At 67.2% G+C, this 26453-nt stretch carries 25 protein-coding genes; 16 read left to right on the top strand and 9 right to left on the bottom strand.

Annotation, left to right across the window (positions count from 1 at the left end; genetic code table 11):
* Positions 1-25: 25 nt before the first annotated feature.
* Positions 26-1564 (bottom strand): bifunctional 3-(3-hydroxy-phenyl)propionate/3-hydroxycinnamic acid hydroxylase MhpA, encoded by a 1539-nt coding sequence (mhpA, locus tag AB4Z37_RS09195; RefSeq protein ID WP_441516403.1) that lies wholly within the window; start codon positions 1562-1564, stop codon positions 26-28.
* 4 nt (positions 1565-1568) lie between these two features.
* Complete coding sequence (locus AB4Z37_RS09190; protein ID WP_441516402.1) at positions 1569-2615, bottom strand: NAD(P)H-quinone oxidoreductase; 1047 nt, start codon at positions 2613-2615, stop codon at positions 1569-1571.
* Between the two features lie 185 nt (positions 2616-2800).
* Between AB4Z37_RS09190 and AB4Z37_RS09185 the strand changes: the two genes are divergently transcribed.
* Both AB4Z37_RS09185 and AB4Z37_RS09180 read left to right on the top strand, forming a co-directional pair.
* Entirely contained in the window at positions 2801-3952 is a 1152-nt protein-coding gene (locus AB4Z37_RS09185) for an ABC transporter substrate-binding protein (RefSeq protein WP_441516401.1), read from the top strand.
* Positions 3953-3991: 39 nt separating this feature from the next.
* Positions 3992-5215 carry a cytochrome P450 gene (locus AB4Z37_RS09180; protein WP_441516400.1) on the top strand — a complete coding sequence of 408 codons (1224 nt, stop codon included), beginning with the start codon at positions 3992-3994 and terminating at the stop codon, positions 5213-5215.
* Between the two features lie 9 nt (positions 5216-5224).
* Here AB4Z37_RS09180 and AB4Z37_RS09175 read toward each other — a convergent pair whose 3' ends face one another.
* Entirely contained in the window at positions 5225-6022 is a 798-nt protein-coding gene (locus AB4Z37_RS09175) for a DNA-binding transcriptional regulator (RefSeq protein ID WP_441516399.1), read from the bottom strand.
* 176 nt (positions 6023-6198) lie between these two features.
* Here AB4Z37_RS09175 and AB4Z37_RS09170 point away from each other — a divergent pair, with 176 nt between their 5' ends.
* Entirely contained in the window at positions 6199-7182 is a 984-nt protein-coding gene (locus AB4Z37_RS09170; RefSeq protein WP_441516398.1) for a VOC family protein, read from the top strand.
* Positions 7183-7238: 56 nt separating this feature from the next.
* Here AB4Z37_RS09170 and AB4Z37_RS09165 read toward each other — a convergent pair whose 3' ends face one another.
* The 5 genes from AB4Z37_RS09165 to AB4Z37_RS09145 form a co-directional block, all read right to left on the bottom strand.
* On the bottom strand, positions 7239-7922 hold the full coding sequence (locus tag AB4Z37_RS09165) for a CBS domain-containing protein (protein ID WP_441516397.1): 684 nt from the start codon (positions 7920-7922) through the stop codon (positions 7239-7241).
* A 106-nt stretch (positions 7923-8028) separates the two neighbouring features.
* Entirely contained in the window at positions 8029-8421 is a 393-nt protein-coding gene (locus tag AB4Z37_RS09160) for a DUF3775 domain-containing protein (RefSeq protein ID WP_441516396.1), read from the bottom strand.
* A gap of 189 nt (positions 8422-8610) precedes the next feature.
* Positions 8611-8844, bottom strand: a complete 234-nt coding sequence (locus AB4Z37_RS09155) for a DUF6894 family protein (RefSeq protein WP_441516395.1) — start codon at positions 8842-8844, stop codon at positions 8611-8613.
* Between the two features lie 102 nt (positions 8845-8946).
* Positions 8947-9423 carry an NUDIX domain-containing protein gene (locus tag AB4Z37_RS09150; protein ID WP_441516394.1) on the bottom strand — a complete coding sequence of 159 codons (477 nt, stop codon included), beginning with the start codon at positions 9421-9423 and terminating at the stop codon, positions 8947-8949.
* Between the two features lie 71 nt (positions 9424-9494).
* Positions 9495-10508, bottom strand: a complete 1014-nt coding sequence (locus tag AB4Z37_RS09145) for a PAS domain-containing protein (protein ID WP_441516393.1) — start codon at positions 10506-10508, stop codon at positions 9495-9497.
* 499 nt (positions 10509-11007) lie between these two features.
* On the opposite strand from AB4Z37_RS09145, the gene AB4Z37_RS09140 reads away from it, so the two are divergent.
* From AB4Z37_RS09140 to AB4Z37_RS09125, 4 genes are all read left to right on the top strand, one after another.
* Positions 11008-12678, top strand: coding sequence for a PAS domain-containing protein (locus AB4Z37_RS09140; RefSeq protein WP_441516392.1), 1671 nt, complete (start codon positions 11008-11010; stop codon positions 12676-12678).
* Between the two features lie 53 nt (positions 12679-12731).
* Entirely contained in the window at positions 12732-13028 is a 297-nt protein-coding gene (locus tag AB4Z37_RS09135; RefSeq protein ID WP_441516391.1) for a hypothetical protein, read from the top strand.
* 50 nt (positions 13029-13078) lie between these two features.
* Positions 13079-15001, top strand: coding sequence for a putative bifunctional diguanylate cyclase/phosphodiesterase (locus AB4Z37_RS09130; RefSeq protein ID WP_441516390.1), 1923 nt, complete (start codon positions 13079-13081; stop codon positions 14999-15001).
* A gap of 82 nt (positions 15002-15083) precedes the next feature.
* A complete protein-coding gene (locus AB4Z37_RS09125; RefSeq protein WP_441516389.1) occupies positions 15084-15413 on the top strand; it encodes a hypothetical protein in 330 nt (109 codons plus the stop codon).
* On the opposite strand, the gene AB4Z37_RS09120 is transcribed toward AB4Z37_RS09125, so the two are convergent.
* The gene (locus tag AB4Z37_RS09120; protein ID WP_441516388.1) at positions 15385-16464 is read right to left on the bottom strand and encodes an HD-GYP domain-containing protein; all 1080 of its coding nucleotides are present in this window, start codon (positions 16462-16464) and stop codon (positions 15385-15387) included. The genes AB4Z37_RS09125 and AB4Z37_RS09120 overlap by 29 nt on opposite strands.
* A gap of 306 nt (positions 16465-16770) precedes the next feature.
* Here AB4Z37_RS09120 and AB4Z37_RS09115 point away from each other — a divergent pair, with 306 nt between their 5' ends.
* The 9 genes from AB4Z37_RS09115 to AB4Z37_RS09075 all read left to right on the top strand — a co-directional run bounded on the left by AB4Z37_RS09115 (position 16771) and on the right by AB4Z37_RS09075 (position 26451).
* Positions 16771-17085 (top strand): STAS domain-containing protein, encoded by a 315-nt coding sequence (locus AB4Z37_RS09115; RefSeq protein ID WP_441516387.1) that lies wholly within the window; start codon positions 16771-16773, stop codon positions 17083-17085.
* A gap of 3 nt (positions 17086-17088) precedes the next feature.
* Positions 17089-17454 (top strand): response regulator, encoded by a 366-nt coding sequence (locus AB4Z37_RS09110; protein ID WP_441516386.1) that lies wholly within the window; start codon positions 17089-17091, stop codon positions 17452-17454.
* On the top strand, positions 17451-19502 hold the full coding sequence (locus AB4Z37_RS09105) for a chemotaxis protein CheA (protein WP_441516480.1): 2052 nt from the start codon (positions 17451-17453) through the stop codon (positions 19500-19502). The genes AB4Z37_RS09110 and AB4Z37_RS09105 overlap by 4 nt, the downstream gene beginning before the upstream one ends.
* The gene (locus AB4Z37_RS09100; protein ID WP_441516385.1) at positions 19502-19978 is read left to right on the top strand and encodes a chemotaxis protein CheW; all 477 of its coding nucleotides are present in this window, start codon (positions 19502-19504) and stop codon (positions 19976-19978) included. Before AB4Z37_RS09105 ends, AB4Z37_RS09100 begins: the two co-directional genes overlap by 1 nt.
* A 28-nt stretch (positions 19979-20006) precedes the next feature.
* Positions 20007-22202 (top strand): methyl-accepting chemotaxis protein, encoded by a 2196-nt coding sequence (locus AB4Z37_RS09095; protein WP_441516384.1) that lies wholly within the window; start codon positions 20007-20009, stop codon positions 22200-22202.
* Between the two features lie 70 nt (positions 22203-22272).
* Entirely contained in the window at positions 22273-22743 is a 471-nt protein-coding gene (locus tag AB4Z37_RS09090; RefSeq protein ID WP_441516383.1) for a chemotaxis protein CheW, read from the top strand.
* 17 nt (positions 22744-22760) lie between these two features.
* Entirely contained in the window at positions 22761-23603 is an 843-nt protein-coding gene (locus tag AB4Z37_RS09085) for a CheR family methyltransferase (RefSeq protein ID WP_441516382.1), read from the top strand.
* A gap of 8 nt (positions 23604-23611) precedes the next feature.
* On the top strand, positions 23612-24706 hold the full coding sequence (locus AB4Z37_RS09080) for a protein-glutamate methylesterase/protein-glutamine glutaminase (protein WP_441516381.1): 1095 nt from the start codon (positions 23612-23614) through the stop codon (positions 24704-24706).
* Between the two features lie 2 nt (positions 24707-24708).
* Positions 24709-26451, top strand: a complete 1743-nt coding sequence (locus AB4Z37_RS09075; RefSeq protein ID WP_441516380.1) for a chemotaxis protein — start codon at positions 24709-24711, stop codon at positions 26449-26451.
* Positions 26452-26453: the final 2 nt, after the last annotated feature.

The following is a 26453-nucleotide window of genomic DNA, read 5'->3' as shown; positions in this document are numbered from 1 at the left end:
ATGTTGCGTCGATCGGGTATGAAAGTCAGGCCGCGGTCGGCACCTGCGTGGCGCCATCGAGCGCAGTGAGCAGCGCGGCGAGGTCTTGAAGTTCGGTGTCGTGTCCGCGCCGCACCGCGCCGAGGACATAGCGGTCGGGCCGCATCAGCACCGCGCGCAGGCCGTGCCCGCCGAGCCAGTCGTCGAGGCCGGTCGCGTCCGCGCCGTCGAGCACGGTGATGGCGGCGGTTGCGAGCGCTGCCCGGTCGACCGCCGTCATGTCGCGGGCAAAGGCGGTATCCGCGAGCAGGGCAAAACCATTGCCAACGGTATCGTCGCTGCGCCCGCCGTCGCGCAGCGTGAATTGCGGCGCGACGGTGCCGGTAAGCGTGGCCGCACCGGCGGCGAGCCCCGGGCCGAGCAGCGGCTTTTTCACTTCGAGCTTCGCCGGCGCATCCTTGTGGGCGATACCGGCGGCGAGGCCTTGCTCCGTCGCCTTGGTGTTAATCAGGCCGCCGAGGCGGATGGCGAGCTCGATGAATTCGCGGACATGGGGGGCGCGTTCGCTCTGGTAGGTGTCGAGCAGATTGTCGCCGGCGCGGCCCGCGATGACATGCTGTAGTTTCCAGGCGAGGTTGGCGGCATCGCGAATGCCGGCGCACATGCCCTGGCCGAGGAACGGCGGCGTCTGGTGCGCCGAGTCGCCGGCGAGCAGCAGGCGGCCGTTGCGCCAGCGTTCGGCGATGGTGGAATGGAAGGTGTAGACCGCGGCGCGTTCGATGTCGGCATCGTCCGGCGTGATCCACGGCGCCAGCAGCTCCCAGGTGCGCGCCGGCTGGCTCACGGCGAAGGCGTCCTCATGCGGCAGCACGGTGATCTCCCAGCGACGGCGGTTGCCGGTGCCGCGGATGTAGGTCGCCGGCCGCTGTGGGTTGCAATGCTGGATGCTGTAGTCGCCGAGGTCGCTGCGGTCGCGTTTCAGCAGCACATCCACCACCAGCCAGCGCTCATGGAAGCCGAGGTCGTCCATGCCCGAGCCGATGAAGCGCCGCACCAGCGAGCGCGCGCCGTCGCAGCCGACGACGTAGGCGGCGCGCAGTTCCTCCAGCTTGCCGGTGGCGAGGTCCTCGTAGCGCACGCGCACACCGTCGTGGTCCTGGTCGATGGCGTAGACGTCGCAGCGGTGGCGCACATCGACCGAGGGCCAGCGCGCCAGGCCGGTATTGAGCACGGCCTCGAGATCGGGCTGGTGAAAGCGGTAGCTGAGATGCCAGCCCATCGGCGTCAGCGCGGCTGAGCGCGACCAGTCCAGCACCAGGCGCCCCTCGGCATCGACGAAGCGCATGCCGGGGCTGAGGGTGACATGGGGCAGGATCGGCTCGCTGAGGCCGATGGTCTGGAACACGCGCATCGCCTCGTCGTCGAAATGCACGGCGCGCGGCAGGTGATAGGCCCTGGCCTCGCGCTCCAGCACGGTGGCGCGCAGGCCGCACAGGCCGAGCAGGTTGGCGAGCGTCGCGCCGACCGGACCGCATCCGATCACGGCGACGTCACAGGTGGGGGCAGGGGCGGCGGCTTGGGTCATGCGGTCATCTGTCGCGCGGACGTCTCTCGCCTTCAATCGGCGTGTCCGAGCTGTCCGCGGAGCGGACGGCGAGCATGATCTTGCCGATGTGGCGGTTGCTCTCCATGTAGGCGTGCGCCTTCGCGGCGTCCGCCAGGGCATAGACACGGTCGATGCGCGGCCGCACCGCGGTGCCGAGCAGCGGCCAGGCATGGGTGCGCAGGCCGGCGGCGAGGCGGCGCTTCAGCGCCAGCGGCGTGCCGCGCAGCAGCGCGCCGGTGAGGCTGATGCGGCGCGCCATCAGCGCGCGCAGCGGCACGCCGAGCTCCTTGCCGCCGCCGGGCGAGAGGAATGAGAGGCGCCCGCCCGGCGCCAGCGCGGCGAGGTCATGGCCGATATGCACGCCAGCCGAGGTATCGAGGATCATGTCGACGCCGCGTCCGCCGGTGGCGGCGCGGATCGCGTCCGACAGCGCCGGATCGTTGTAGTCGAACACCGCGCGGCAGCCGAGCGTGAGCGCCGCGGCACGCTTCTCCGCCGTGCCGGCGGTGGCGTAGACGTCGTGGCCAAGCGCCCGCAGCAGCTGGATGGCGGTGGTGCCGACGCCGCTGCCGCCGCCATGGATCAGCGCGCTGTCGCCATCGGCCATGCGCATCAGCTCGACGAAGTTGAGCCAGGTGGTGAACAGCGCCTCCGGCAGCGCCGCGCCTTCGATCCAGCTCAAGCCCTGCGGCAGCGGCAGCGCGAGATGCTGGTCAGTGGCGACGTATTCGGCATAGCCGCCGCCATCGGTGAGGGCGATCACCGCCTCGCCGATACGGGTCGGCGGCACGTGGGCGCCCGCAGCGACGATGCGGCCGGAGACCTCGAGGCCCGGCACCGGATTGGGCTCGCGCGCGGGGCCGGCGGCGCGCTGGTTGCAGTCATGGCGGTTGACGCCGGCGGCGGCGACCGCGATCAGCACATCGTCCGGGCCGAGCGGTTCCGGCCGCGGCCAGTCCGGCCGCTCGGTGAGCACCTCCGGGCCGCCCGGGGCGGTGATGATGATCGCGCGCTGGGTGGTTTCGCTCATGTCGTCGGTCTGTCCTCGTACGATGCCTCGCCCATAGAGGAGGGTACGGCGGAAGCCAAACCCCGGACAACCATTGTCCGCCAGTCGGACAACGTGGCGATGGGGGCTTCCCGCCGACCGGCGCGGTTGGCTACTGACGGGGGACAAGGGCGACCAAGCCCGGGACGACACTGTGGGAGGACATGATGACGCCGCGATCGCTGCTGGGTGCCTTGCTGGGACTGACGCTGCTGGCCGCGCCGGCGGCCGCCGCCGACATCAATGTCGGCATCGTGCTGTCGGCCACCGGGCCGGGGGCCGCGATCGGCAATGCCGAGCGCAACGGCACGGCGTTCGGGCCGGCGGAGATCGCCGGCCATAAGGTCAATTACCACTTCCTCGATGAAGCCTCCGATAGCACCGCGGCGGCGGCGGCGTTCCGCAAGCTCGTGCACGAGCGCAGCATCGACCTGCTGGTCGGGCCCACCACCACGCCGGCTTCGTTCGCGGTGATCGATCCGGCGGTCGAATACAAGGTGCCGGTGATCTCGATGGCGCCGGTCAACGCGCTGGTGTCGCCGGTCGACGCCAGGCGGCGCTGGATCTTCAAAACCACCACCAACGACGACCACGAGGCGACGCCGCTGTTCGCCCACATGAAGCGCAGCGGCGTCAAGCGCCTCGCGCTGATCGGCTTCTCTGACTCCTATGGTGATGCCTGGAGCAAGGTCGCCGCCGACATGGGCAAGGCCGCCGGCATCGAGATCATCGCCGACGAGAAATACGCCCGCACCGACCAGACCGTGCTCGGGCAGGTGCTCAAGATCATCGCCGGGCGTCCCGACGCGGTGCTGATCGCCGCCTCCGGCGCGCCGGCGGCGCTGCCGCTGCTGCAGCTGCGCGACAAGGGCTATACCGGGCCGCTCTATGGCACGCTCGGCGCCACGTTCGGCGATTTCCGCAAGCTGACGGGCGCCAGCGGCAACGGCATCTTCGTGCCGCTCAGCCCGGCGATCGGCGCGGCCTCGTTCCCTGACGAATATCCGGCGAAGAAGGCGGCACTGGAATTCATTGCGCGCTACGAAGGCAAGTTCGGCGAGGGCAGTCGCAACATCTTCGCCGGCTCGGCCTATGACGCGCTGGTCCTGCTCGACCATGCCGCGCCCGTGGCGCTGAAGAGCGCCGAACCCGGAACGCCCGAATTCCGCGAGGCTCTGCGCACGGCCATCGAAGGCCTCAAGGGGGTCGCCGGCTCGCGCGGCGTCTACAATTACGGCCCGAACGACCACACGGGTCTCGACCAGAGCGCGCTGACGCTGGGGCGGCTGGAGAAGGGCGAGTGGGTGGCGGTGCGCTGATCGCGCCGCCGTTCGCCGCTTCAACCGAAGGATCGCCGCATGCCCTGTCCGGTCGCATCCCATGGAGCCGCCGCCAGCGCGCCCGCCGTCGCGGCCGGCTGCCCGGTCTATGACGTCGATCTCTACGGCACGGATGTGCTGCGGAATCCCTATCCGCACTACCGCGCGCTGCGCGATCTCGGCGCCGCGGTGTGGCTGCCGCAGAACCAGCTCTACGCCATCGCGCGCTTCGATGACGTGCGCGCGGCACTGCGCAATCCGGCGGTGTTCTCGTCGGCCGCCGGCGTTGCCGCCAACGACGCCGTCAACGCGATGTCGTGCGGCACCACGCTGGCGAGCGATGCGCCGCTGCACGACCGGCTGCGCGCGATCATCGCCGCGCCGCTGATGCCGCGGGCGCTGGAGGACGTCAAACCGCAGATCCGCGCCGAGGCGCGGCGGCTGGTCGAGGATCTCGTCGGTCGCGGCAGCTTCGACGCGGTGACCGATCTCGCCCAGCATCTGCCGCTCACCATCGTCTCGGAACTGGTTGGCCTCGAGGACTACGGCCGCGGCAGCATGCTGCGCTGGGCAGCGGCGACCTTCAACGTGCTCGGCACCATGAACGAGCGCGGCAGCGCCGCCATGGCCGACGTGCAGGAGATGCGCAGCTATCTCGGCGGCGCCGCGATCCGCGACAGGCTGCGGCCGGACAGCTGGGGCGAGCGCATCTTCCAGGCGGCCGACCGCGGCGAGGTCGAGCCCGAGCGCTGCCCGGTGCTGATGCGCGATTATCTCGGCCCGAGCCTCGACACCACCATCTTCGCCACCGCCAACCTCATATTGCTGTTCGGCCGCCATCCCGACCAGTGGGATCTGGTGCGCGGCGATCCCGCGCTGATCCCCAATGCCATCAACGAGGCGTTGCGGCTGGAATCGCCGATCCGGGGTTTCACCCGTGTTGTTGCTGCGGATGCGGTGGTGGGCGACGTCACGCTGCCCGCCGGCAGCCGCGCCGTGCTGCTCTATGCCTCGGCCAACCGCGACGAGCGCAAGTGGGCGGATGCCGAGACCTTCGATGTGCGCCGCCGCGCCAGCGACCACCTCGGTTTCGGCAACGGCACGCACATGTGCGCGGGGCTGCATCTGGCGCGGCTGGAGATGGCCGCGCTGCTCGAGGTGCTGGTGGAGAAGGTCGCGCGCTTCACGATCGGCGAGCCGGTGCTCGCCCTGAACAACGTGCTGCGCGGGCTCAAGTCGCTGCCGGTGCGGATCGAGGTCTGACCGCGGCGGCTACGGCCGCACCGCAATGGACTCGGCCGCCTCGCGCAATGGCGCGGCGAAGCTCGCCACCGCTTCCTCCAGCGTCAGCGCCGAGCGGATCCAGATGATCGAGATGCAGCCGAACACGACGTCGCCGCGCACGATCGGCACGGCGATGCTGGAGGTCTTCGCATTGTACTCGCCCTCGCTGCGGATGCCGTAGCCGCGCTGGGCGGTGTCCGCCAGCATGCGCGACAGGCGGCCGTCCTCGAGCAGCGCGCGGTCCTCGGCCTCGTCGATGCGGCGCAAATGGCTGATGATGACGTCGCGTTCGCGCGGCGGGCATGCGGCGAGATAGGCGCGCCCGGCGGAGGTGCGCAGCAGTGGCAGGCGCTTTCCGATCATGCCGCGGTCGATCGACAGCGGGCTGCGCGGATGGGTGGTCTCCTGCACCACCATCGCGGCGTTCTCGTAGGTCGACAGGTCGACCGGCCACACCAGTTGCTTGCTCAGCTCCGCCAGCACGGGCGCGGCCGCCTGGCAGATCACGACGCCGGGATCGTAGCCGTCGCCGAGGCTGCTGGCGCGCCGCGTCACACGGAAGCGGTCGTCGCTGGCGCTGCGGGCGACGTAGCCGAGCTCCTCCAGGGTCTCGAGCAGGCGATAGACGGTGGGGCGGGGCAGGTCGAGCTGGCGCGCCACGTCGCCGGCCCGGATGCCGCCGGAGCGGTTGACCTCGTGCAGGACGTCGAGGCCGCGCTTGAAGGCGCGCACCGTGGCCGACCGTGCGGGGGCGGCCCCCGGCGGCGGCGTCCGCTCTCTGGACACTTGCAATTCCTCTCCTTGCCGGCGGCTGCCGCGCCGATATGGTCATGACGTCGCGGCGAAGCCCGGTTCGGCGCCATGTTAATGCAGGATGCGTGGGCGCGGTATAGGATTGCGGCGGGTCGCCGGAGACAAGGCGCGCCGCGATGTCGCGGGCCTCAAACGGACGGGAGACGCGGATGGAGATCACGGCGCTCGGCTATGTCGGCATCCAGTCGTCGCAGCTCGACGACTGGTCGCGCATGGCGACGGGCCTGCTCGGCATGCAGCAGGTCGACCGTGGTGGCAAGGTGCGCGCGTTCCGCATGGACGATCGCACGCAGCGGCTGATCGTTGATGGCGCCGGGGATGCCGGCCTTGCGGTGATGGGCTGGGAGGTTCCCACGCGCGCCGAGCTCGACCGTCTGGCGGGCCGGCTCGACGACCATGGCGTCGCGGTGATGCGCGGCACACGCGCGCACGCTGACGAACGCCACGTCGGCGATCTCATCCGCTTCCACGATCCCGCCGGCAATCCGCTGGAGGCGTTCTGCGCTCCGGCGCTCGCCACCGAACCGTTCCGGCCGGGGCGGCCGATCTCCGGCTTTCGCACCGGCGCGCTCGGCATGGGCCATGTCGTGCTCAATGTCGAGGACGTCGAGCCGCTGCTGCCGTTCTACCGCGACCTGCTCGGATTCCATGTCTCCGACTTCGGCCTGACGCCGTACAAGTTGTACTTCTTCCACGTCAACGGTCGGCACCACAGCTTCGCCATGGTCGGCTCCGGCCGCCGCGCGCTGCACCACTTCATGGTCGAGGTCGGCTCGCTCGACGACGTCGGCCAGGGCTACGACCTCGCGCAGCTCGACGACGGCCGCATCGCCTATACGCTGGGACGCCACACCAACGACCACATGACGTCGTTCTACGTCCACACGCCGTCGGGCTTCTTCATCGAGTATGGCTGGGGCGGTCGCGTCATCGATCCGGCGGCATGGCAGCCGCACGAGACCTTCGATGGTCCCTCGCTGTGGGGCCACGAGCGCCTCTACCTGCCCGACGACCAGCGCAAGCGGCTGCGCGACATGCGCCTGTCCGCTGCCGCGCGCGGCGTGCGGGTGGCGGACCCGAAGGTGCCGCCGCTCGACTGCCCGTGGCTCGACGCGGTGATCGCGCGGGAATAGCGCGCGCGGTGATGCCGGCCTCACCATGAGCCACTGCGCCGTAGCGGGCGCTGGCGTCAGTATTCCGCCATGCGTGTGACCACGCGCAGGTCGTTGGTCACGCGGCCGATCCCGGGGGTGATCTCGGCGGCGACGCGCACCGCGTCCCGTTCCTCGTGGCTGTAGACGAAGCCGGACAGATGGGCCTCGCCACGCCGCACCTGGATGCTGTAGGGGCGGTTTTCCCAGGGCTGTCCCTTCAGCTTGTGCAGGATCTCGCGCCGCAGCCGCGCATCGTTCTCCTCGATCGCGATGCCATCGCTGGTCATCGCGATCGCCTGCACCAGGTTGGCACGGCTGACGATGCCGACCAGGCGGCCGTGATCCAGCACCGGCACGCGCTTGATGTGGTGCTTTTCGAACAGCCGCGCGATCGTGCTCAAATCGGTCTCGGGCGTGACGGTGACGACGTCGGGTGTCATCACGTCGCGGGCGCGGTGGCTGTGCGACTTGACATAGGCCGCGGCGATGTCGCGGTCGGCGCCGAACAGCGCCAGCCACCATGAGCGCGGCGCGATCGTCTCGATCTCGGCGCGGTGCATGAGGTCGCCCTCGGAGACGATGCCGAGCAGGTTGCCGCCCTTGTCGACCACCGGAACGGCGCTGATGCCGTTCTGCACCAGTGTCCGGGCGACATCCTTGACGCCGACGTCCGGCAACACCGTCACCAGGTGGGTGGTCATCACGTCCCTAGCTTTCATGGTCGTCGTCCGTGTGTTGCGCAATGTCGTCGCCAGTCTATGCCGGGCGCCGGCCGCGGCACTTGACGGAAGTCAATCACGCGGCGGAACCGGAGAGGGGCGTCCGTCAGCGGGAATCGGCTTCGAAATCTTCCTCGGCGTAACCGAACTGCGCCATGGCCTCTTCCAGATAGGACGCCAGCAGCGGCATGCCGAGCAGGTAGCTTGCGGTCCGCCGGTTGTGGGCTGCGGCCGCCTCGTTGCGCAGATCGTTCCAGGTGTCGAGGTCGCCGTCGCCGCGTCCGAGCCATGCCAGTGCCACGAGGTCGATCTGCTCGTCCTCGTTCAGCTCGCGGATGATGTTGCGCAGCTCGATCCGGATCGGGTCGACGAAGATGGGTTCGCCGGCGGCCTCGGGGGCGTCGTGGTCGGGCATATCCTCAGTGTCGAACTGGCGCGCCTTGCCGACGACGAAGAACACCTTCTCGGGGGCGATGGCGAGGGCTGGCGGGCGGGTCATGATGCAACTCCTGTGCGCCATGTCGTTTCGATGCATCACGTCGGCGGCGGCCATGCGGATCCGATCCGCGCCCAGGACAATGCCGGTCGGCGCACGTCCCCTCGATCGCTTGCCCCTCTATTTGACACGGCCGGCGCCGGCACGGGTTTGATCCGGATCAAAGAGCGATCGCGCCATCGCGGCGCGGCGTCAGTGCGCCTTGCCGAGCACCGCGACGAATGGCAGCACGAAAATTTCGTCGCCGTCCTCGTCGCTGGCATGCAGCAGCCATTCACGCCAATCCTCGGCCGAGGGCTGGCCGACCATGGAGCGGACAAGGCCGACGGCCTGCGCGCGGGCATCGGACAAGTCGTCGACGCTGGTGCCCTGGCGGTCGACGAGAAGGCCGAGGGCATTGCTGCAGTGGAAATAGACCTGGACCATGGCGCGCTCCCCTTTTGGGGCTGTCTTGGGATGCAGGCTCATCACCATTTGGGTAGCAGCGCGGCGAGGTTGTGAAAATTCCGAGTGCAGCCTTAAGGGTGTCTACGGAGATCGCCGGCACTGGACCAGCATCGCCTGCAGCCGCGCGAGGAAAGGCCGCTGTCCATCGAGGATCTTGTCGCCAGCCGTGGTCAGGTCGAACCACTGCGCCCTGTCCACCTCCGGGAAAGCCCGGAGGTGGCCGCTTCCCGGCGGCCATTCCATCTCGAAGGTGTTGCTTGTCACGGCGGCGGCATTGAGATCCGAGGCGCAGGCGAAGCCGATCACACGCTTGCCGCCACGCTGGCGCACCTCGCCGAGCGGCCGCAGCGGGGCCGTGAGGGTGAGGCCGAGCTCTTCGTTGACCTCACGTCGTGCGGTCTCCTCCGCGTTTGCGCCGGGTTCGATCTCACCCTTGGGAATCGACCAGGCACCGAGATCCCTGTTGCGCCACAACGGCCCGCCGGGATGCACGAGCAGCACCTGCAACGCGCCATCGTTCTGCCGGTAGATCAGGACGCCTGCGCTGGATGTCGGCATGGTGCGAGGCCTTGCTGCGGACGGCCGGCGGCTGTTTGGCTCCGCTCCGGCCGCCACGACATCATCATAGTTCAGATCGTGCGCAGGCCGATGGACGATCCGTCGCTGCCGAACTGGATGCCGGCCTGTTCCAGTGCATTGTACAGCTGCAGCTTGGTCGAGTCGCGCAGGCTTGTCTTGTCGCTCTCGAAGCGCAGGATGGTCGCGACCGAGACGCCGGCTGCCGCCGAGAGGGTTTCGACCGACCAGTTCAGCATTGCCCGCGCACCGCGCATCTGGGCGCTGGTGAAGGTCCAGCCGCGTTTTTCGGCGGCATTCGGCGGGATGATCGGCGCGTCGTGCCGGATCAGCCCGATCCATTCGCGCATCGTGCCGCTTTCGCTGAAGATCGGCGCGCCGGTGACGGTGACCCAGCGATAGTTGCCGTCGGGATGCTGCAGGCGATAGCGCACGTTGTAGGGACGGCCGTTGTCGAACGAGGCCCTCCATTCCGACATCACACGTATCCGGTCATCGGGATGGACCATGTTGGCCCAGCCCGTATGCGAGCCGGTGTCCGGCAGTTGGCCTGTCAGCGCCTGCCAGGCTTGCAGTTCCACGATGGCGCCGTTGATGTCGGTGGTCCAAACATAGTCACCCGACAGCTTCACCAGCATCCGGAAGCGGTCGTTCTCGCGTTCCGTCGCGAGCAGCAGCTCGCGCTCCCTGTCGATGTTGAGGAGGACGCCAACCACACGCCGTAGTTGACCATCGGGACCGACGATGGCGTCGGTATCGACCCGGATCCAGTGCACCGAATAGTCCGGATGGACGATGCGAAAGTCTCGGCAGACCGACTGTCCGTCACGCAGCAGGGCGAACATCGAAAGAAAGATGTCGAGGTCACTTGCATAGACAACCGACTGCCACTCCGAGAAGCTCAGCAGTGATCGCACGCCGAGGCCAAGTGATCGGTAGAAGCCATCGGTTCCGTAGATTTCATTGGCCGCAAGATCGCCCGACCAGAAGCCAAGACCTCCTTGACGTTGCGCGACAGCTAAGAGATGGGCGGATGATGTCCAAAGTGTTCTCGATCGTTCATGCATATGAGAAGGTGCTAACGCAATAGCTCTGAATGATTTGTATGTGTGGAATCATATCATAACTGGAACAAGTGGCCTCGTTCATCTTCGATTTCGAATGATATAATTTGCCGCGCTTTCATGGACATTGGTTCCAATTGATCCCTTTTACGTCACATCCGACGGTGCATCTCCTGCAAAAAATGGTCGCGCGATAGACGACCTTAATTCGCCTCTCCCTAATCTCGCGAGCATGCGGGAAGGCGGGATGATGCGGCGAGCAGCAACATCGGAACTGCGATGGCGAGCATGGCGGTTCGCGGGTGTCGATCGCCCGGGCACGACGAAAGTACAGCGCGCCGCGACCTCGCGGATCCGGCATGGATCGCCACTTCTTCACGATCGTCACAGCCGTTACCGTCTGCTGGTTCCGCGGCGGCATCGTGGTTCGCCGCGACGCCTGCACGTGCGTCGCGACCTCACGCTCCATCAATAAATCCAAATTCGCAATAGGACACGCCCCATGCGTCGATTGCTGCCTTTCAAGAATAGCCGCGTACTGCCATCGATCGAGGCGATGCCTGCTCATGTCATGATGGCCGATGGCGATGGCCGCGTTTCGCATCTGACCGATGCGATGAAGCAGTTGCTGGCCGAGCTGGAACCAGCGTTGCGGCGCGCCGATCCGGGATTCGTGTTCGGCGGTGTCGTCGGGCGTAACCTGTTCGAGTGCCTGGATGCCATCGCCGGACGCAAGCTTGCCAGGGATGCCTTGCTCGATGGCGAAGCGGCATCTCTGCTTGTCGGCGAGCGCTGGTTCGAGTTGTCCGCGACACGATTGAAGGATGGCCGGGACCGGATCATCGGCTTCGCCGTTGGATGGAGTGACAGTACGCTGCAACAACGTGCGCGGGAGCTCCAGGCCCGAGCACAGGCGGTCGGCCGCGCGCAGGCAACCATTGAGTTCACCATGGATGGGCGGGTTGCGACCGCCAATGACAACTTCTTTGCACTCACAGGTTATTCGCCCGAGGAGATCGTGGGACAGCATCACAGCGTGCTGGTTCCTCGGGCGGAGCGCGACACGACGGCGCACCGGGAGCTTTGGGCCGCGCTCAACCGCGGCGAAGCGCAGTCCGGCGAGTTTCAATGGCTGGCCAAGGCAGATCGCACCTTCTGGATCCTGGCGACCTACGTTCCGATTCCCGGTGAGGGCGGCTCCCCGAGTCAGGTGCTCGTGATTGCGACCGACGTCACCCGACAGAAGCAGGAAGCCGCGGAACTCGCCGGCTGCATGGCGGCGATCAGCAGATCGCAGGCGGTGATCGAGTTCGATCTGTCCGGTCATATTCTCGGCGCGAACGACAATTTCCTGCGCGCGCTCGGCTATACGCTCGAGGAAATCCGCGGCCGTCACCACAGCATGTTCCTCGATCCGGCGGAGAGCGACAGCGTGGCCTATCGGGATTTCTGGGCGAATCTCGGCCGCGGTAGCTGCCAGTCCGGCGAGTTTCGTCGCATCGCAAAAGGGGGACAGGATGTGTGGATCCAGGCCTCCTACAACCCCGTGCTCGATTCCAACGGCCGGCCGCAGAAAGTAATCAAGTTTGCGATGGATACCACCGCGCAGGTCGTCGCGCGCAAGAAGAGCGAGCATGTCCGAGGGCTGATGGAGACGGTAGCGGCCGGCGCGGAAGAGCTCAACGCGTCGGTGAGCGAGATCGCCGATGCCATGGTGCGGTCTCGCGACACGGTCGCCACGGCCGTTACGCGTGTCGACGCGGCCGATGAGCAGGCCAAGCGATTGAGTGATGCCGCGCGTTCGATGAGCGGTATCGTCGAGTTCATTCAGGAGATCACCGGACAGATCAACCTGCTGGCGCTGAATGCGACGATCGAATCGGCGCGCGCCGGCGAGGCGGGCAGAGGGTTTTCGGTGGTCGCTGCGGAGGTCAAGAGTCTCGCCAGTCAGACCCGGCAGGCAACCGACAAGATCAGCAGCGAGATCGAGGCAATGAACGGCATCTCATCGGACGTTCTCTCATCGCTCGGCCGCATCAAGTCGACGATCGAAGACGTCAGTGAGTACGTCTCCTCGACTGCAGCGGCGATCCAGCAGCAGAGCGCCGTCGCCGGTGCGATGTCGGCGAGCATGCAGCAGGCGGCGGCTGAAGCCGCCAGCATCGGCCGATGACATGCGCATCACGTTTGTCCGCTGTCGCCCTCCCATCCGTGACGGAGAAACACATGAGTGAAGCCATCCCGTTTCCCACCAGCCGGACGGCGGGCAATGCCGCCGGGACGGTCGATGAGGCGTTGTGGCCGCTGCGTGACGTCGGCTGGCTGCTCTATGCGATCATCGAGATCGAGATCGCGCAGGCCACGCTGGCGGCCGCGATCGCGCACTTGCCGTCCACTGCCGCCAGGGACCGTCTTCAGGCCGACCATGCCGACCTCAAACGGCAGATGAAGATGGTCCGCGCCGCCTTGGAGCAGTTGATGCAGGCGAGCGAGACCGAGCGAGCCGCGTCGCTGCGTCCTTGACGCAGGGTAGTGCGCCGGCGTTTCGGGGGATGGGGAAGATGATGCAGATCATGAGAGGGCCTGGTCTGGCCGACAGCGGTCATGACGACGTTCTGCTGGCGCAGATCGAGGCGTTCAAGCGGCGGGCGCCGCTGCTGTACTTCATCCTGATCGTCAATACCGTGGCCGTGGCCGTCACCCATTTCTCGGCGGCGCCGCGGGCTCTCACCGTCTATGTTCCCGCGGCCGTGATCGCGCTGATCGTGGTGCGCATGGTGCGATGGCAGCTGCGCCGGCATGTGCAGTTCTCGATCGAGGAAGCGCGCAGGAATGTGCGCCTGACCATCGTGCTCGGCAGCCTGATCGGGGTGGCGCTGCTGGTCTGGGCGCTGGCGCTCTATCCGTACGATCTCGATACCGCGAAAGGCTTTCTGACCGGACACGGGCATGTCGTGCTGTTTGTCGGCATCACGGTGGTGAGCTGTGTCTTCCTGCTGATGCATGTCCGCGCGGCGGCGCTGGCCATCATCCTGATCGTGGTGCCGCCGTTTTGCGGCTACCTGTTCGCCACCGCGCGTCTGGTCGAGATCGCGATCGCCATCAATCTACTGCTGGTCTCGGGCGGGATGTTCTATGTCGTCGTCACGTTCTGCCGCGATTTCGAGCAGATGGTCCGCGCCAAGGGTGAACTCGCCCGCCTCAGCCAGCAGAACGCGGAACTCGCCAACATCGATGCGGTGACCGGCCTGCCGAACCGGCGCCGCTTCTTTGCCGAGCTCTACGGCGTGGTGACGGACAGCACGGGCTTCGCCGTGGTGATCGGCGACCTCGACGGCTTCAAGCAGGTCAATGACCTCTACGGACATGTGACCGGCGATGGGGTGCTGAAGGAGATCGCCGGGCGCCTCGCGCTGGTGGCGCCGGCCGGGTCCTGCGTGGCGCGGCTCGGCGGCGACGAGTTCGCCATCCTGCTCCGGGGGGCGGGCCTGCAGGACACCGCACCGCAGCTCTGTCAGCGCTTCATCGCCGCTTGCGCGGTGCCGGTGGCCGTCGATCACCTTACCGTTCATGTCGGCCTGTCGGTGGGCCTGAGCATTGCCGCGCGTGACGGCAACAAGCCTCACGATCACTATGAGCGCGCCGACTATGCGCTGTTCCGCGCCAAGCAGAACGGTCGCGGCCGGGTCGAGCTGTTCTCGCCCGCGCATGAGCAGGCGGTGCGCCAGACCAGCCGGATCGAGCAGACGCTGAAGCGCGCCGATCTCGACCGCGAGATCGTGATGCTCTACCAGCCGATGATCGATGCCTGCAACGGAGCCGTGATCTCGTTCGAGGCGCTGGCGCGCTGGCACAGCGCCGAGCTTGGCGAAATCTCGCCGAACGTCTTCATTCCGATCGCCGAGCGCTCCGAGCTGATCAATGCGCTGACCCGCACCGTGTTGCGCAAGGCGCTGCATGATGCGGCGCAGTGGCCGGCCGGCGTCGGGCTGAAGGTCAACCTGTCGGTCCGCGACCTGACGTCATCGGAGCAGATTCTCAGCCTGATGAATATCGTTCGCGGTTCTGGCGTGCCGGCGGCTCTGGTGACGTTCGAGATCACGGAATCGATCTTCGCCGACAACCTCAACCTGGTGCAGTCGTCGATCGCGGCGCTGAAGGCGCTCGGCTGTTCGATCGCCATCGACGATTTCGGCGTCGGCTATTCCAGCCTGAGCTATATCCACCACCTCGCGCCCGACATCATCAAGATCGATCGCTGCTTCATCGCTGACCTGTGCACCGATCCGGTCAAGGCAGGGATCGTCAAGACGGTGATCGAGCTCTGCCAGAACGTTGGCGCCAGATCGGTGGCGGAGGGCGTGGAGACACTGGAGCAGGCGGAAGCCCTGCGGGCGCTGGGCTGCTCCGAGTTTCAGGGCTACTTCTTCAGCCGGCCGCTCGCCAAGGAAAGCGTGACGTCCTTTGCCGTGCCAGCGCAGGCTTGCGCCGTGTAGCCGCGCCGGCCAGGCGTGAATGCATGGATATGAAGATGACCGGCAACTTGCGGCAAGGCGGGGCCTGCTGGAAGGATGTGTCATGCCGGTTCGAGCTCGAGCCCCCGACCATTCCCGTGCGCGCGGCGATCTCGCCGTGGGTGCGCTGCCGCGGCCAGGGGGCACGCGCCGGGTGTCTCGCCGGGGCCTGATGGCAGGGACGAGCCTGCTGACATTGCTGCTTGCGGCGCAGTTCGGCAGCGCGCCGACGATCGCGGCGCCGAGCTATGCCTCGGATGCCGCGAGCGCGGCGGCGCAGCAGGCGGCGGCCGCGGCGGTCAACGGCTCGAGCGCACTGATCCGGGCGGCCCAGGCGGCGGCACCGCTTCGCGCGAAGCGTGCGCTCAGGCCGGCTGCAGCCGTGCCGCGCTGATGCGCGAGGGCGCCGGGGTCTCGGCAGCACCGCTGATCTCGACCACCTCGTTCCAGCGGGCGAGGAACGCATCGATGCACAGCGGGTCGAACTCGGTGCCCCTGCGCGCCGCCATGTAGGCGCGCGCTTCCTCGAGCGGCATGGCGTTCTTGTAGGGGCGCTTCATGGTCAGCGCGTCGAACACGTCGGCCACCGCCACGACGCGGGCGGCGATCGGGATCTCGCGCCCGCGCAGGCCGTCGGGATAGCCGGTGCCATTCCAGCGCTCGTGATGGCCGCGGGCGATCACGGCGGCGAGCTGGATCAGCTCGCAATGGCTGTCGGCGAGGATCTGGCTGCCGATGTCGGCATGGGTGCGGATGGTCGCCATCTCGGCTTCGTCGAGGCGGCCAGGCTTGAGCAGGATCTGGTCGGGGATCGCGACCTTGCCGACGTCGTGCAGCGGCGCGGCGAGATAGATTTCGCGGCAGAAGCGCGGCGCGAGGCCGAGCTCTTCGGCGATCAGGCGGCTGTAGCGGGCGACACGCAGGGTGTGCTCGCCAGTGTCGTTGTCGCGATATTCGACGGCGAGCGCGAGGCGCAGGATGATCTCCTCCTCGCGCTCCTGCAGCTTGCGCGTGGCGGCGGCCACCTCGCTCGCCAGCATCTCGGCCTGGTTGTTGAGCTTGCGCACCGCGGCCCCGAGCTTGATCAGGTTGCGCAGCCGCACGCTCAGCTCGGTGGCCTGTGGCCGCTTCGGCAGGAAGTCGGTGGCGCCGGCTTCCAGTGCCTGCAGGCGAACGGCTTCGTCCTCGACCGAGGTGATCATGGCCACGGGAACGTCGACGAAGCGCGGATAATTCCGTAGCTCGCGAATGAACGAGATACCGTCGAGCTGGGGCATCTGGTAGTCGACCAGCACGATGTCATAGTCGGTGGTGCGTGCGACTTCGAGCGCCTCGAGGGGATCGAGATACGCGTGGGCATGGACGCTGCCGTCGGCTTCGACGAGGCGTTTGAGAAGGTCGAGCATCGATGGGCTGTCGTCGACCAGCAGGGCCTGAACGGTCATTTCCCGGTTTCCGGCGTTCGAATATGTCCGGTGAGGCTAGAAGCCGCCGATTTAACGGGAACCTAAACCTCCGTGCCCCTCGCCGTGTCACGCCGCGGGTCATCGTTGTTGTCTTAATGAAAGGTTAATAAGCGCCGGCTTGTTCCGCCCTGCGGTTGTGCTGGCAGTGTTCATCCGCGGGTCTGGCGCCGCCTCGTCGTTAAAAGATTAATAACGACTTTGGTAAACTCTTACTCCAGGCAATGAGCCGGCAGGATCGGTCCGACATCGCGGATCACAACCTGCCGATGGGCGGGCGTTGGTTTGATGGATAAGCAGTCTGGTTCGCACTCGGTTCGCCTTCCGGCGGACTGCAGCATTGGCGCCATTCGCAGCACCTACGAGATGGTGCGGGAAGCGTCCGGGCGCCAGCAGCAGCTCGACATCGACTGCTCCGCCGTCGAGAAAGCGGACGTCACGGCTGTCCAGCTTCTGCTGTCGCTGACCAAGACAGCCGAACAGCAGGGGCGGCGGATCGGCCTGCGCGCCTTCTCGCAGGCGCTGCGCAACGCGCTGCACCGCGCCGGCTTCGCGACAGGTTCGCGACCCTATAATTCCCCGCCAGCAACAAACGGGTCCTGAACCATGGCCACCATTCTCACCGTCGACGACTCCCCGAGCATCCGCCAGATGATCAAGGTCGTTCTCGGCCCCGCCGGTCACAACGTGGTCGAGGCGGGTGACGGCGCCCAGGCGCTGGAGAAGGTCAAGGCGGGCAAAGTCGATCTCGTGATCACCGACCTCAACATGCCCGTGATGAACGGCCTCGAGCTGATCCGCGCGCTACGCGGCATGCCGACGCTGGTCGGTCTGCCGATCGTGTTTCTCACCACTGAATCCAGCGACGCCAGCAAGCAGGAAGCCAAGAGCGCCGGCGCGACGGGCTGGATCACCAAACCGTTCAAGCCCGAGCAACTGCTCGCCGTGGTCAGCAAACTGGTTCGCTCCTGACGATGATGGATCCCACCGAGGTTTTTCGCCAGGAAGCCAGCGAGCTGTTCGAGGTGCTCGAAGCTGCGCTGTTGGACCTCGGCCTCCGGCCCGACGACAAGGAGCTGATCGATGCCGCGTTCCGCGCGCTGCACACGATCAAGGGGTCCGGCGCGATGTTCGGCTTCGACAAGGTCGCGGCCTTCACCCACGAATTCGAGACCGCGTTCGATCGTGTCCGCAAGGGCGAGATCACGCCGACCCAGGACCTGATTTCCGCAGCGCTGGGCGCGAAGGACTATATCCGTGCCCTGATCGAGGCGCCGGACACCACGGACGACATCATCGGCGAAGCCATCCTCGACGACCTGCGCCGGGTGATGCAGCCGCAGGATGCCGCCGCGGACACCGTGCCAGCGCAAGCGCTGCCGGCGGTTGAGGCGCCGGCCACCGCCCCCGGGGGCGGCTGGAAGATCCATATGGCCTTCGACGGCCATATCCTGCGCAACGGCTCCAACCCGCTCGACTACCTCGATGACTTGCGCAAGCTCGGCTCGTGCTTCGCGGTGCCGCTGACCGACGACATTCCGACACTTGACGAGCTCGAGCCGGAGTACTGCTACCTCAAGTGGGACGTGGTGCTGCACGGCGACTGCGACGAGGCAGCCATTCGCGACGTCTTCATGTTCGTGCTCGACGAGATGAAGCTGGAGCTGTCGCCGCTCGACGGCGCCGATGAACTGCCGCTTGCCGTTCCGATGCTGGAGGACAGCGCGGCCGATGACGCGCCTCCACCGGCCGCCATCACGCCGGCGGTCGATGCGGCGCCTGCCGCTGCGCCGCCGGCCAACGCCGCGGCGGCGAAGCGCGACGACGCCAAGCGAGCGGATGACCGCGGCATAGCCACGGTCCGCGTCCAGGCCGAGCGTCTCGACGAACTGATGGACCGCGTCGGCGAACTGGTGATCGCCCAGGCACGCCTCACCCAGCTCGCCGCGGTCAGCAGCGATCTGTCGATCAAGCTGGTTGCGGAAGAGATCGAGCGGCTGGCATCCAGCCTGCGTGACACCACCATGGGTGCGCGCATGATGCCGATCGGCTCGCTGTTCGGCCGCTTCCGGCGCCTGATCCACGACCTGTCGCGCGACCTCGGCAAGCCGGTGGAGTTCGTCACCTCCGGCGAAGACACCGAGCTCGACAAGACGATGATCGAGCGGCTGGCCGATCCGCTGGTGCATCTGATCCGCAACGCCATCGATCACGGCATCGAGGACCCGGCCCGCCGTGCCGCCGCCGGCAAGACCGAGATCGGCCGGATCGAGATGATGGCGATCCATTCCGGCGCCCAGGTGCTGGTCACCGTTCGGGATAATGGCGGTGGCCTCAACACGGCGCGGATCCGCGCCAAGGCCGAGGAACAGGGCCTGATCGCGCCCGGCGCGACGCTGTCCGATCCGGAGATCCACCAGTTCCTGTTCCATCCCGGCTTCTCCACCGCGCAGACGATTTCGGCGCTGTCCGGTCGTGGCGTCGGCATGGATGTCGTGAAGCGCACCATCGAGGCGATGCGCGGCTCGATCGACATGGCGACCGTGCCGGGCCAGGGCACCATTGTCACGCTGCGGCTGCCGCTGACGCTGGCCATCATCGAAGGGCTGCTGATCCGGGTCGGCACCCAGCGCTACATCATCCCGTTGTCCGCCGTCGAGGAGTGTGTCGAGCTGCCGCCCGCGGACGAACGCAGCCGCGGCATGAACTTCCTCAACGTCCGCGGCGATCTCGTGCCGTTCGTGCGGCTGCGGCGGATGTTCGGCCAGACCGGCGAACCCGACCGCCACCAGATGATCATCATCACCTCGACCGGCGACGGCCGGGTCGGCCTGGTCGCCGACCAGATCATCGGCAACCACCAGACGGTGATCAAGTCGATGTCCAAGCTGCACGCCGACGTGACCATGTTTTCGGGCGCCACCATTCTCGGCGATGGTTCAGCCGCGCTGATCCTCGATGTTCCGCAACTGCTCGCGATCGCCCAGTCGGGCGCGCAAACCGTCCATGAGGCCGCGTGATGTCGCAGGCACTGAACGCTGAAGCGCGCGATGCCGCCGAGGTGGCGGGGCAGATGCAGGTCGTGATGCTCGGGCTCGGCGAGGAAACGGTCGCGCTCGACGCCGGCCTCGTCCGCGAGATCATCGACCCGGTGCCGATCACCCGCGTGCCTGGCGCGCGGCCGTTCCTGCCCGGCATCATCAACGTGCGCGGCAACGTCATTCCGCTCGCCGACCTGCATGCCCGTTTCGGCATGGCGAGGCCGGAGACGACGCCTGACACCCGCATCGTGGTGCTGGAAGTGACGATCGATGGTGATGCGGTGCTGGTCGGCGTTGTCGCCGACAGGGTGCACGAGGTCACCGAATTGTCCGGCGCCGATGTGCAGCAGACGCCGCGCGTCGGCATGCACTGGCGACCCGAGTTCGTCCGCTTCATTGCCAAATGGAATGAAGCGTTCGTCATCGTACCCAACATGCAGCGTATCCTGAACTGAGACTGATCGAGATCCTGGGGGCTGAGCTATGAGATTTTCTGTCAAAGCGAAACTGGCGAGCGCGTTCGGCGCGGTCATCGCGTTGTCCATGGTGACGGGGGGCATCGCGTACAACAAGCTGGTATCGCTCGAGAACTCGCAGAACGAGATTCTCGCCCAGACCCAGCGATTGAGCGAGCTCGCCGCGTTGACCGACAGCCTGCAGGGCCAGATCCGCTCGGAAAAGAATGCCGTGATGGCGCTGTCGGACAAGGACACCGAGGCGTTCATCGTCGAGGCGGGAGAGCGGCGCGCCACCGCACTGAAGAACTATGACGTGTTGTATGCGCACGCCACCGAGGAAGGCCGGCGGCTGCTCGAGGTCGGCGCGGCCAAGCTGAAGAGCCTGAATGCCATCGGCGATCAGGTGATGAAGAACGCCAAGCTGAACTCGAACAACCGCTCCGCCCAGATCTGGGCCGACGAAGGTCAGCCGCAGCTGAAATCGTTCAGCGACGCCGCCGACGCGGCCTACGCCCAGGCCGCCAAGGCGAGCGGCACGGAAGCCACCAAGGCGCTGCTGCAGGTCCAGACCATGCGCCTCGACGTGTCGCGCGCGATGCGCACACTGGCGCTGACGTTCTCGGCGCAGAGCCTTCAGGACCTCGAGGCCAACGTCGCGCTGGCGGGACGTCAAATCGAAGCGTTCAATGGCCATTTCGTCGACGCCGTCAAGGCCCTGGACGGCATGGACATCGCCACCGCCGGCATGGCCGTCGAGAAGGACAAGCTCGTCAAGGTGGTGAGCCGCATTCTCGGCATCGTCATCGAGGCCGGCAATCTCAAGGCCGCGACCATGAATATGACGGAAGGCAAGGCATTGACGGCGGAGACGCTGGCCGCGTTCCGCGATTATGCCACCTTCGCCAACAAGAGCATGGACGGCATCTCGGCGGCGGCAGCGGCCGAGGCGGCGTTCGCCAAGACGCTGCTGATCAGCATCATCCTCGCCTCGCTGGTGATCGCGGTGGTGTCGGCGGCGTGGATCGCGCTCAGCATCAGCCGTGGCCTCAGCCGCGCCGTGGGCCTCGCCGATGCGGTCGCGCTCGGCGACCTCAGCCAGACCATTGATGCGTCCAGCAACGATGAGGTCGGCGATCTCATCAAGTCGCTCAACGCCATGACGGTCAACCTCAACGCCACCGCCAAGATCGCCGACACCATCGCCGACGGCAACCTCATGGTGGACGCCAAGCGACTGTCCGACAAGGACACCCTCGGCAGGGCGCTCGAGCGCATGATCGAGCGGCTGCGCACCATCGTGTCGGAAGCACTGACCGCCGCGCAGAACGTGTCCGCCGGCAGCCAGGAGCTGTCCGCCAGCGCCGAGCAGCTGTCGCAGGGGGCGACCGAGCAGGCGTCGTCGGCGGAAGAAGCTTCCTCGTCGATGGAGGAGATGACCGCGAACGTGAAGCAGAACGCCGAGAACGCCGGCCAGACCGAGAACATCGCCCACCAGTCGGCGAAGAACGCGGAAGCCAGCGGCATGGCGGTGAGCCGCGCGGTCGAGGCGATGCAGACGATCGCGGAGAAGATCACCATCGTGCAGGAGATCGCCCGGCAGACCGACCTGCTGGCGCTCAACGCCGCGGTGGAAGCCGCCCGCGCCGGCGAGCACGGCAAGGGCTTTGCGGTGGTTGCCTCCGAGGTACGCAAGCTCGCCGAGCGCAGTCAGGCCGCGGCCGCCGAAATCGGCACGCTGTCGTCGGAGACCGTGAAGGTCGCCCAGGAGGCCGGCACGATGCTGTCGAAGCTGGTGCCCGACATCAAGAAGACCGCCGAGCTCGTCGAGGAGATCACTGCCGCCTGCCGCGAGCAGGACGTCGGCTCGGCGCAGATCAACCAGGCGATCCAGCAGCTCGACAAGGTTACCCAGCAGAACGCCAGCGCCTCCGAGCAGGTCTCGACCACCTCGGAAGAGCTCGCCTCCCAGGCCGAGCAACTGCAGGCGACCATCGCCTACTTCAAGATCAGTGAGAACGCGCAGGGCCATGCCAGCGGCTTCTCGCCCGATCGCGCCGTGGCGCAGCTGCGCTCGAAGTCGGCAAGCATGGCGGCGGCGGTGCGTCCGGCAAGGCCAGCGGCCCGTCCGGCGCGATCAAAGAAGGTGGCGAGCGCGGGCGGCGGCTTCTCCTTCGATATGGACGACGGCGGCGACGATCGCGACGCCGAGTTCCAGAGGTAAGCACCTGGGCCCGGTCCCGCATGGCGGGGCCGGGCGCTGTTCGATGCCGCCGCGATGTTCGGAGCGACCGATGGCTGAAATCAACCAATATCTCACGCTCGGCCTCGACAAGGAGGTGTTCGGCATCGGCATCCGCAATGTGCGCGAGATTCTCGACCTCAGGCCGATCACCCGCCTGCCGCATGCGCCGGAGTTCCTGCTCGGCATGATCGACGTGCGCGGCAGCGGCTATCCGATCGTCGACCTGCGCATCAAGCTCGGCCTGCCGGCGGCGGTGCCGACGGAGGCGACGCGCATCATCATCCTCGACGTGCCGATGAACGGCCGCACCCTCGGCGTCGGCTTTGTCGCCGACTGCGTGTTCGAGGTCACCGACATCGACGAAAGCCTGATCGAGGCGCCGCCCAATGTCGGCGGGCGCTGGAAGTCCGATTACATCGCCGGCATCGGCCGCAAGGGCGACAAGTTCATCATCGTGTTCGACCTTGCCAGGCTGATGGCGTCCGACGGGATGCCGATGAGCCCGCAGGCGGCTGCCTGATCCGCGACGGTGCCCCCATGTTGCAGGCCGCCGCCCACCTGACCGATCAGCATTTCCGCTCGGTCGCCGAGCTGGTGCAGGATCAGGTCGGCATCCGTCTGCCGCCCGGCAAGCGCTCGATGATCGAGGGCCGGCTGCAGAAGCGCGCGCGGGCGCTGAACTACCGCAGCCTCAACGATTATGTCGAGCACCTGTTCGACACGCGCAATTTCGACAGCGAGCTGGTGCACCTGATCGACAGCGTCACCACCAACAAGACCGATTTCTTCCGCGAGCCGTCGCATTTCGAGTTCATGCGCCGCGTGGCCGTGCCTGAGCTGCTCGGCGGGCGCGGCGCTGTGCCGCGGCGGCTGAAGGTCTGGAGCGCGGCCTGCTCGACCGGCATGGAGGCCTACACCGTCGCCATGGTGCTGGACGATCTCGTGCGCAGGGGTGGCAAGTTTCGCTTCCGCATTCTCGGCACCGATATCTCGACCAATGTGCTGCAGCAGGCGCGGCTCGGTATCTATCCGCGCGAGCTCGCCGCGCCGGTGCCGGATGAGTTCAGGAGGCGGTATTTCCTGTCCGCCAGGGACAAGGCCCGGGCCGAAGTCCGCATCGCGCCGGAATTGCGCGCCACCACGCATTTCATGCGCATGAACCTGATGGATGCCAGCTATCCGGTGGATCGCGACGTCGACATCATCTTCTGCCGCAACGTGTTGATCTATTTCGACAAGCAGGTCCAGCAGCAGGTCGTGAAGCGGCTGTGCAGCCATCTGCGGCCGGGCGGCTACCTGATGGTCGGGCACTCGGAATCCATGGTCCATGACGGCACCATCGGGCTGCGCCAGGTGCAGCCGACCATCTTCAGGATGTGAGTGGTCAGATGTCCAGACAGAAGCTCAGGGTTCTCATCGTCGACGATTCCGCCTCGGTGCGGCAGATCCTGACGTCGATCCTCAACGAGGATCCGGACATCGAGGTCATGGCCGCGGCGTCGGATCCGTTTGCCGCGGCCCGGCGCATCCAGGACGAAATTCCTGATGTCATCATTCTCGACATCGAGATGCCGCGCATGGACGGGCTGACGTTTCTTCGCAAGATCATGGCGCAGCGGCCGATCCCGGTGGTGATCTGCTCGACGCTCACCGAGCGCGGATCGGACCTGATGTTCGAGGCGTTCGCGGCCGGTGCCGTCGAGATCCTGCCCAAGCCGCGGGTCGAGACGCGGCAGGCACTGCTGGAATCGTCGTCGCAGCTGCGCGAGGCGGTGAAGGCGGCGGCCCGCGCGCGGGTCCGGCAGCGCCAGCAGCCGCGGCGCACGGTCGAGGCCAAGCTGACGGCGGACGCGATCATTCCGCCGCCGGTGGTCGGGCGCGTGCGGCCCGAGACCGACCGTATCGTCTGCATCGGCGTCTCCACCGGCGGCACGGAATCGCTGCGCGACGTGCTCGAGGTGCTGCCCCCCGATTGTCCCGGCATTCTGATCGTGCAGCACATGCCGCAGGGCTTTACCGCGGCGTTCGCGCGGCGGCTCAACGGCCTGTGCGCGATCGAGGTCAAGGAAGCCGAGGACGGCGAGCCGGTGCTGCGCGGCTGTGCCTATATCGCTCCCGGCGCCCGCCACATGCTGCTGCAGCGCACCGGGCTGCGCTATCACATCGCGATCAAGGACGGCCCGCCGGTGTCGCGGCACCGGCCGTCCGCCGACGTGCTGTTCCGCTCGGCGGCCCAGCATGCCGGCCGCAACGCGCTCGGCATCATCATGACGGGCATGGGCGACGACGGCGCCAACGGGCTGCTGGAGATGCGCAAGCTCGGCGCGGCGACGCGGGCTCAGGACGAAGACAGTTGTGTGGTGTTCGGCATGCCCAAGGAAGCGATCGCCCGCGGCGCCGTCGACAAGGTGGTTTCACTGACCCAGATCCCCCGCGAGATCATGATGTGGGGCACGGTCGGACAGATGGTATCGGCAGGTTGACAATGAGCGCAGGACGATTGGAGGACACCGCCGCGGGCGCGCGCAGCGCCGTCGCCGCCGTGACGGTGCGGATCGAGGATACGTTCGCGCGCGTCGGCGACCATCTCGGGCGCTCGCACGGCATCTTCGAGGGCCTGCAGCGCGACCTTGCCGCCATCTCGACGCAGCTGTCGGGCGCGGACATGGAGAGCGCTTCGACGGCGCTGCAGGCGATCGCCGAACGCCTGACCGGGCTCGCCGACGCGCTGCCGCGGCAGAGTGTCGCCCTGAAGGCGATCGGCGAGGGCTGCAGCGACATCGCGCTGCTGTTGCAGCGTCTCGTCAAGTCGATCCAGATGGTCGCGGTGATCGCGCGCAGCGCGCGGATCGAGGCCGTCTCGCTCAGCAACAACCGTGGTCATTTCATCGATTTCACCCAGGAGGTGCTCGACCTCGCGAAGTCGGCGCAGGGCCTGGTCGATGCCTGCAGCCGCGATCAGGAGCGCCTCGCGCAGGCGATCGGCGCCGCACTTTCGCGGCAGACCCAGTTCGAGCTGGCCTATGGCGGCGGGCTGCGGTCGGTCGGCGCCGATCTCGTCGCCGCCTATGCGGAGATCCGGCGCGGGCAGGCGCAGAGCTGCGACGTGGCGCAGGCCGCGTCGGCCGGCGCGGCGCAGATCTCGATGGCGGTCGGAGAGATGATCGTGTCGCTGCAGGCCGGTGACAGCGTCCGGCAGCGGCTCGAGCATGTCTGTACGGCGCTGGCGCTGGTCGACCGGCCCGATGATGCACGCCTCGTGCCCGAGCAGGTCGCCGGGCAGGCCTGTGCCAGCCTCGTGCTGCGGCTGCAGTCCGGTCAGCTCGCGGATACGATCGGTGGCTTCGAAGCCGAGATCGATCGCATCGGCCGTGGCCTGCAGGTGCTGTCGGCCGACGCCGCGCGCATGATCGATGGCGGCCGCGCGCTGTACAGCGACCGCGATGGCGGAATGGGCTCGTTCCTGGATGCGGTGAAGCAGGGCCTTGCCCAGGCGTCGGCCCTGATCGCCCAGTGCGAGATCGCCCGCAGGTCGGTGGCGGATGCCACCGCGATCTTCGAGGGCACGCTGACGCAGTTCGGCCGCACCATCGCCGAGCTCGGCGAAGCGGTCGCCGACATCATCCTGGTCGGCATGAACGCCAGCCTGAAGGCGGCGCATCTCGGCACGGAAGGCCATGCGCTGGTGGTGATCGCCAACGAGCTCGGCAGCACCGCCAAGGACATTTCCGGCAGCGCCGAGCTGCTGAAGCCGATCCTCGACAAGATCGGCGAGGCGGCAGCATCCCTGCGCGACCTCCAGCAGCACGGCGATACTGCGCAGGTCGGCGATCTCGCGCCGACGATCGCCCAGGTGGTGCAGGACATCGGCGGCGGCAATGCCCAGCTGTTCGCGTTGCGCGGCCGGCTGTCGACGGAGGGCGAGCAGTTCGGGCAGCTGATCAGGGCGGCCGAAGAACGGCTGCGTGGCTTTGCGCACGAGCTGCGCGGCGTCAAGCATCTCGTCAACGACCTTGCCGCGGCAGGCGAGCCGGTCGCGACCATCGGGCAGGCCGACCGGCATGGCTTCGGCGAACTGGTGCGGAACGAGCTCTATCCGCTCTACACCATGGCGGGCGAGCGCGACGTGCATAATGCCTTCCTGCGCCAGCTCGGGCTCGCGCCGGTGGTGGAGATCGCCGCGGCAGCCCCCGCCGACGCGGCCGCCGACGACGTACTGTTCTTCTGAAC

This window comes from Bradyrhizobium sp. 2TAF24, from assembly GCF_052115025.1.
Lineage (GTDB): Bacteria > Pseudomonadota > Alphaproteobacteria > Rhizobiales > Xanthobacteraceae > Bradyrhizobium_A.
Note: the sequence above shows the minus strand (reverse complement) of the source record. Positions and strands in the feature narration are given on the sequence as shown.

What these genes read in the sequence shown, in the direction of transcription:
- AB4Z37_RS09150 (WP_441516394.1), bottom strand. Translation starts at nt 9,423, where the DNA reads ATGCCGACATCCAGCGCAGGCGTCCTGATCTACCGGCAGAACGATGGC.
- AB4Z37_RS09125 (WP_441516389.1), top strand. Translation starts at nt 15,084, where the DNA reads ATGCCGGTTCGAGCTCGAGCCCCCGACCATTCCCGTGCGCGCGGCGAT.
- AB4Z37_RS09140 (WP_441516392.1), top strand. Translation starts at nt 11,008, where the DNA reads ATGCGTCGATTGCTGCCTTTCAAGAATAGCCGCGTACTGCCATCGATC.
- AB4Z37_RS09185 (WP_441516401.1), top strand. Translation starts at nt 2,801, where the DNA reads ATGACGCCGCGATCGCTGCTGGGTGCCTTGCTGGGACTGACGCTGCTG.
- AB4Z37_RS09180 (WP_441516400.1), top strand. Translation starts at nt 3,992, where the DNA reads ATGCCCTGTCCGGTCGCATCCCATGGAGCCGCCGCCAGCGCGCCCGCC.
- AB4Z37_RS09165 (WP_441516397.1), bottom strand. Translation starts at nt 7,922, where the DNA reads ATGAAAGCTAGGGACGTGATGACCACCCACCTGGTGACGGTGTTGCCG.
- AB4Z37_RS09120 (WP_441516388.1), bottom strand. Translation starts at nt 16,464, where the DNA reads ATGACCGTTCAGGCCCTGCTGGTCGACGACAGCCCATCGATGCTCGAC.
- AB4Z37_RS09155 (WP_441516395.1), bottom strand. Translation starts at nt 8,844, where the DNA reads ATGGTCCAGGTCTATTTCCACTGCAGCAATGCCCTCGGCCTTCTCGTC.
- AB4Z37_RS09095 (WP_441516384.1), top strand. Translation starts at nt 20,007, where the DNA reads ATGAGATTTTCTGTCAAAGCGAAACTGGCGAGCGCGTTCGGCGCGGTC.
- AB4Z37_RS09135 (WP_441516391.1), top strand. Translation starts at nt 12,732, where the DNA reads ATGAGTGAAGCCATCCCGTTTCCCACCAGCCGGACGGCGGGCAATGCC.
- AB4Z37_RS09110 (WP_441516386.1), top strand. Translation starts at nt 17,089, where the DNA reads ATGGCCACCATTCTCACCGTCGACGACTCCCCGAGCATCCGCCAGATG.
- AB4Z37_RS09190 (WP_441516402.1), bottom strand. Translation starts at nt 2,615, where the DNA reads ATGAGCGAAACCACCCAGCGCGCGATCATCATCACCGCCCCGGGCGGC.
- AB4Z37_RS09090 (WP_441516383.1), top strand. Translation starts at nt 22,273, where the DNA reads ATGGCTGAAATCAACCAATATCTCACGCTCGGCCTCGACAAGGAGGTG.
- AB4Z37_RS09085 (WP_441516382.1), top strand. Translation starts at nt 22,761, where the DNA reads ATGTTGCAGGCCGCCGCCCACCTGACCGATCAGCATTTCCGCTCGGTC.
- AB4Z37_RS09115 (WP_441516387.1), top strand. Translation starts at nt 16,771, where the DNA reads ATGGATAAGCAGTCTGGTTCGCACTCGGTTCGCCTTCCGGCGGACTGC.
- AB4Z37_RS09075 (WP_441516380.1), top strand. Translation starts at nt 24,709, where the DNA reads ATGAGCGCAGGACGATTGGAGGACACCGCCGCGGGCGCGCGCAGCGCC.
- AB4Z37_RS09170 (WP_441516398.1), top strand. Translation starts at nt 6,199, where the DNA reads ATGGAGATCACGGCGCTCGGCTATGTCGGCATCCAGTCGTCGCAGCTC.
- mhpA (WP_441516403.1), bottom strand. Translation starts at nt 1,564, where the DNA reads ATGACCCAAGCCGCCGCCCCTGCCCCCACCTGTGACGTCGCCGTGATC.
- AB4Z37_RS09100 (WP_441516385.1), top strand. Translation starts at nt 19,502, where the DNA reads ATGTCGCAGGCACTGAACGCTGAAGCGCGCGATGCCGCCGAGGTGGCG.
- AB4Z37_RS09080 (WP_441516381.1), top strand. Translation starts at nt 23,612, where the DNA reads ATGTCCAGACAGAAGCTCAGGGTTCTCATCGTCGACGATTCCGCCTCG.
- AB4Z37_RS09145 (WP_441516393.1), bottom strand. Translation starts at nt 10,508, where the DNA reads ATGCATGAACGATCGAGAACACTTTGGACATCATCCGCCCATCTCTTA.
- AB4Z37_RS09130 (WP_441516390.1), top strand. Translation starts at nt 13,079, where the DNA reads ATGAGAGGGCCTGGTCTGGCCGACAGCGGTCATGACGACGTTCTGCTG.
- AB4Z37_RS09160 (WP_441516396.1), bottom strand. Translation starts at nt 8,421, where the DNA reads ATGACCCGCCCGCCAGCCCTCGCCATCGCCCCCGAGAAGGTGTTCTTC.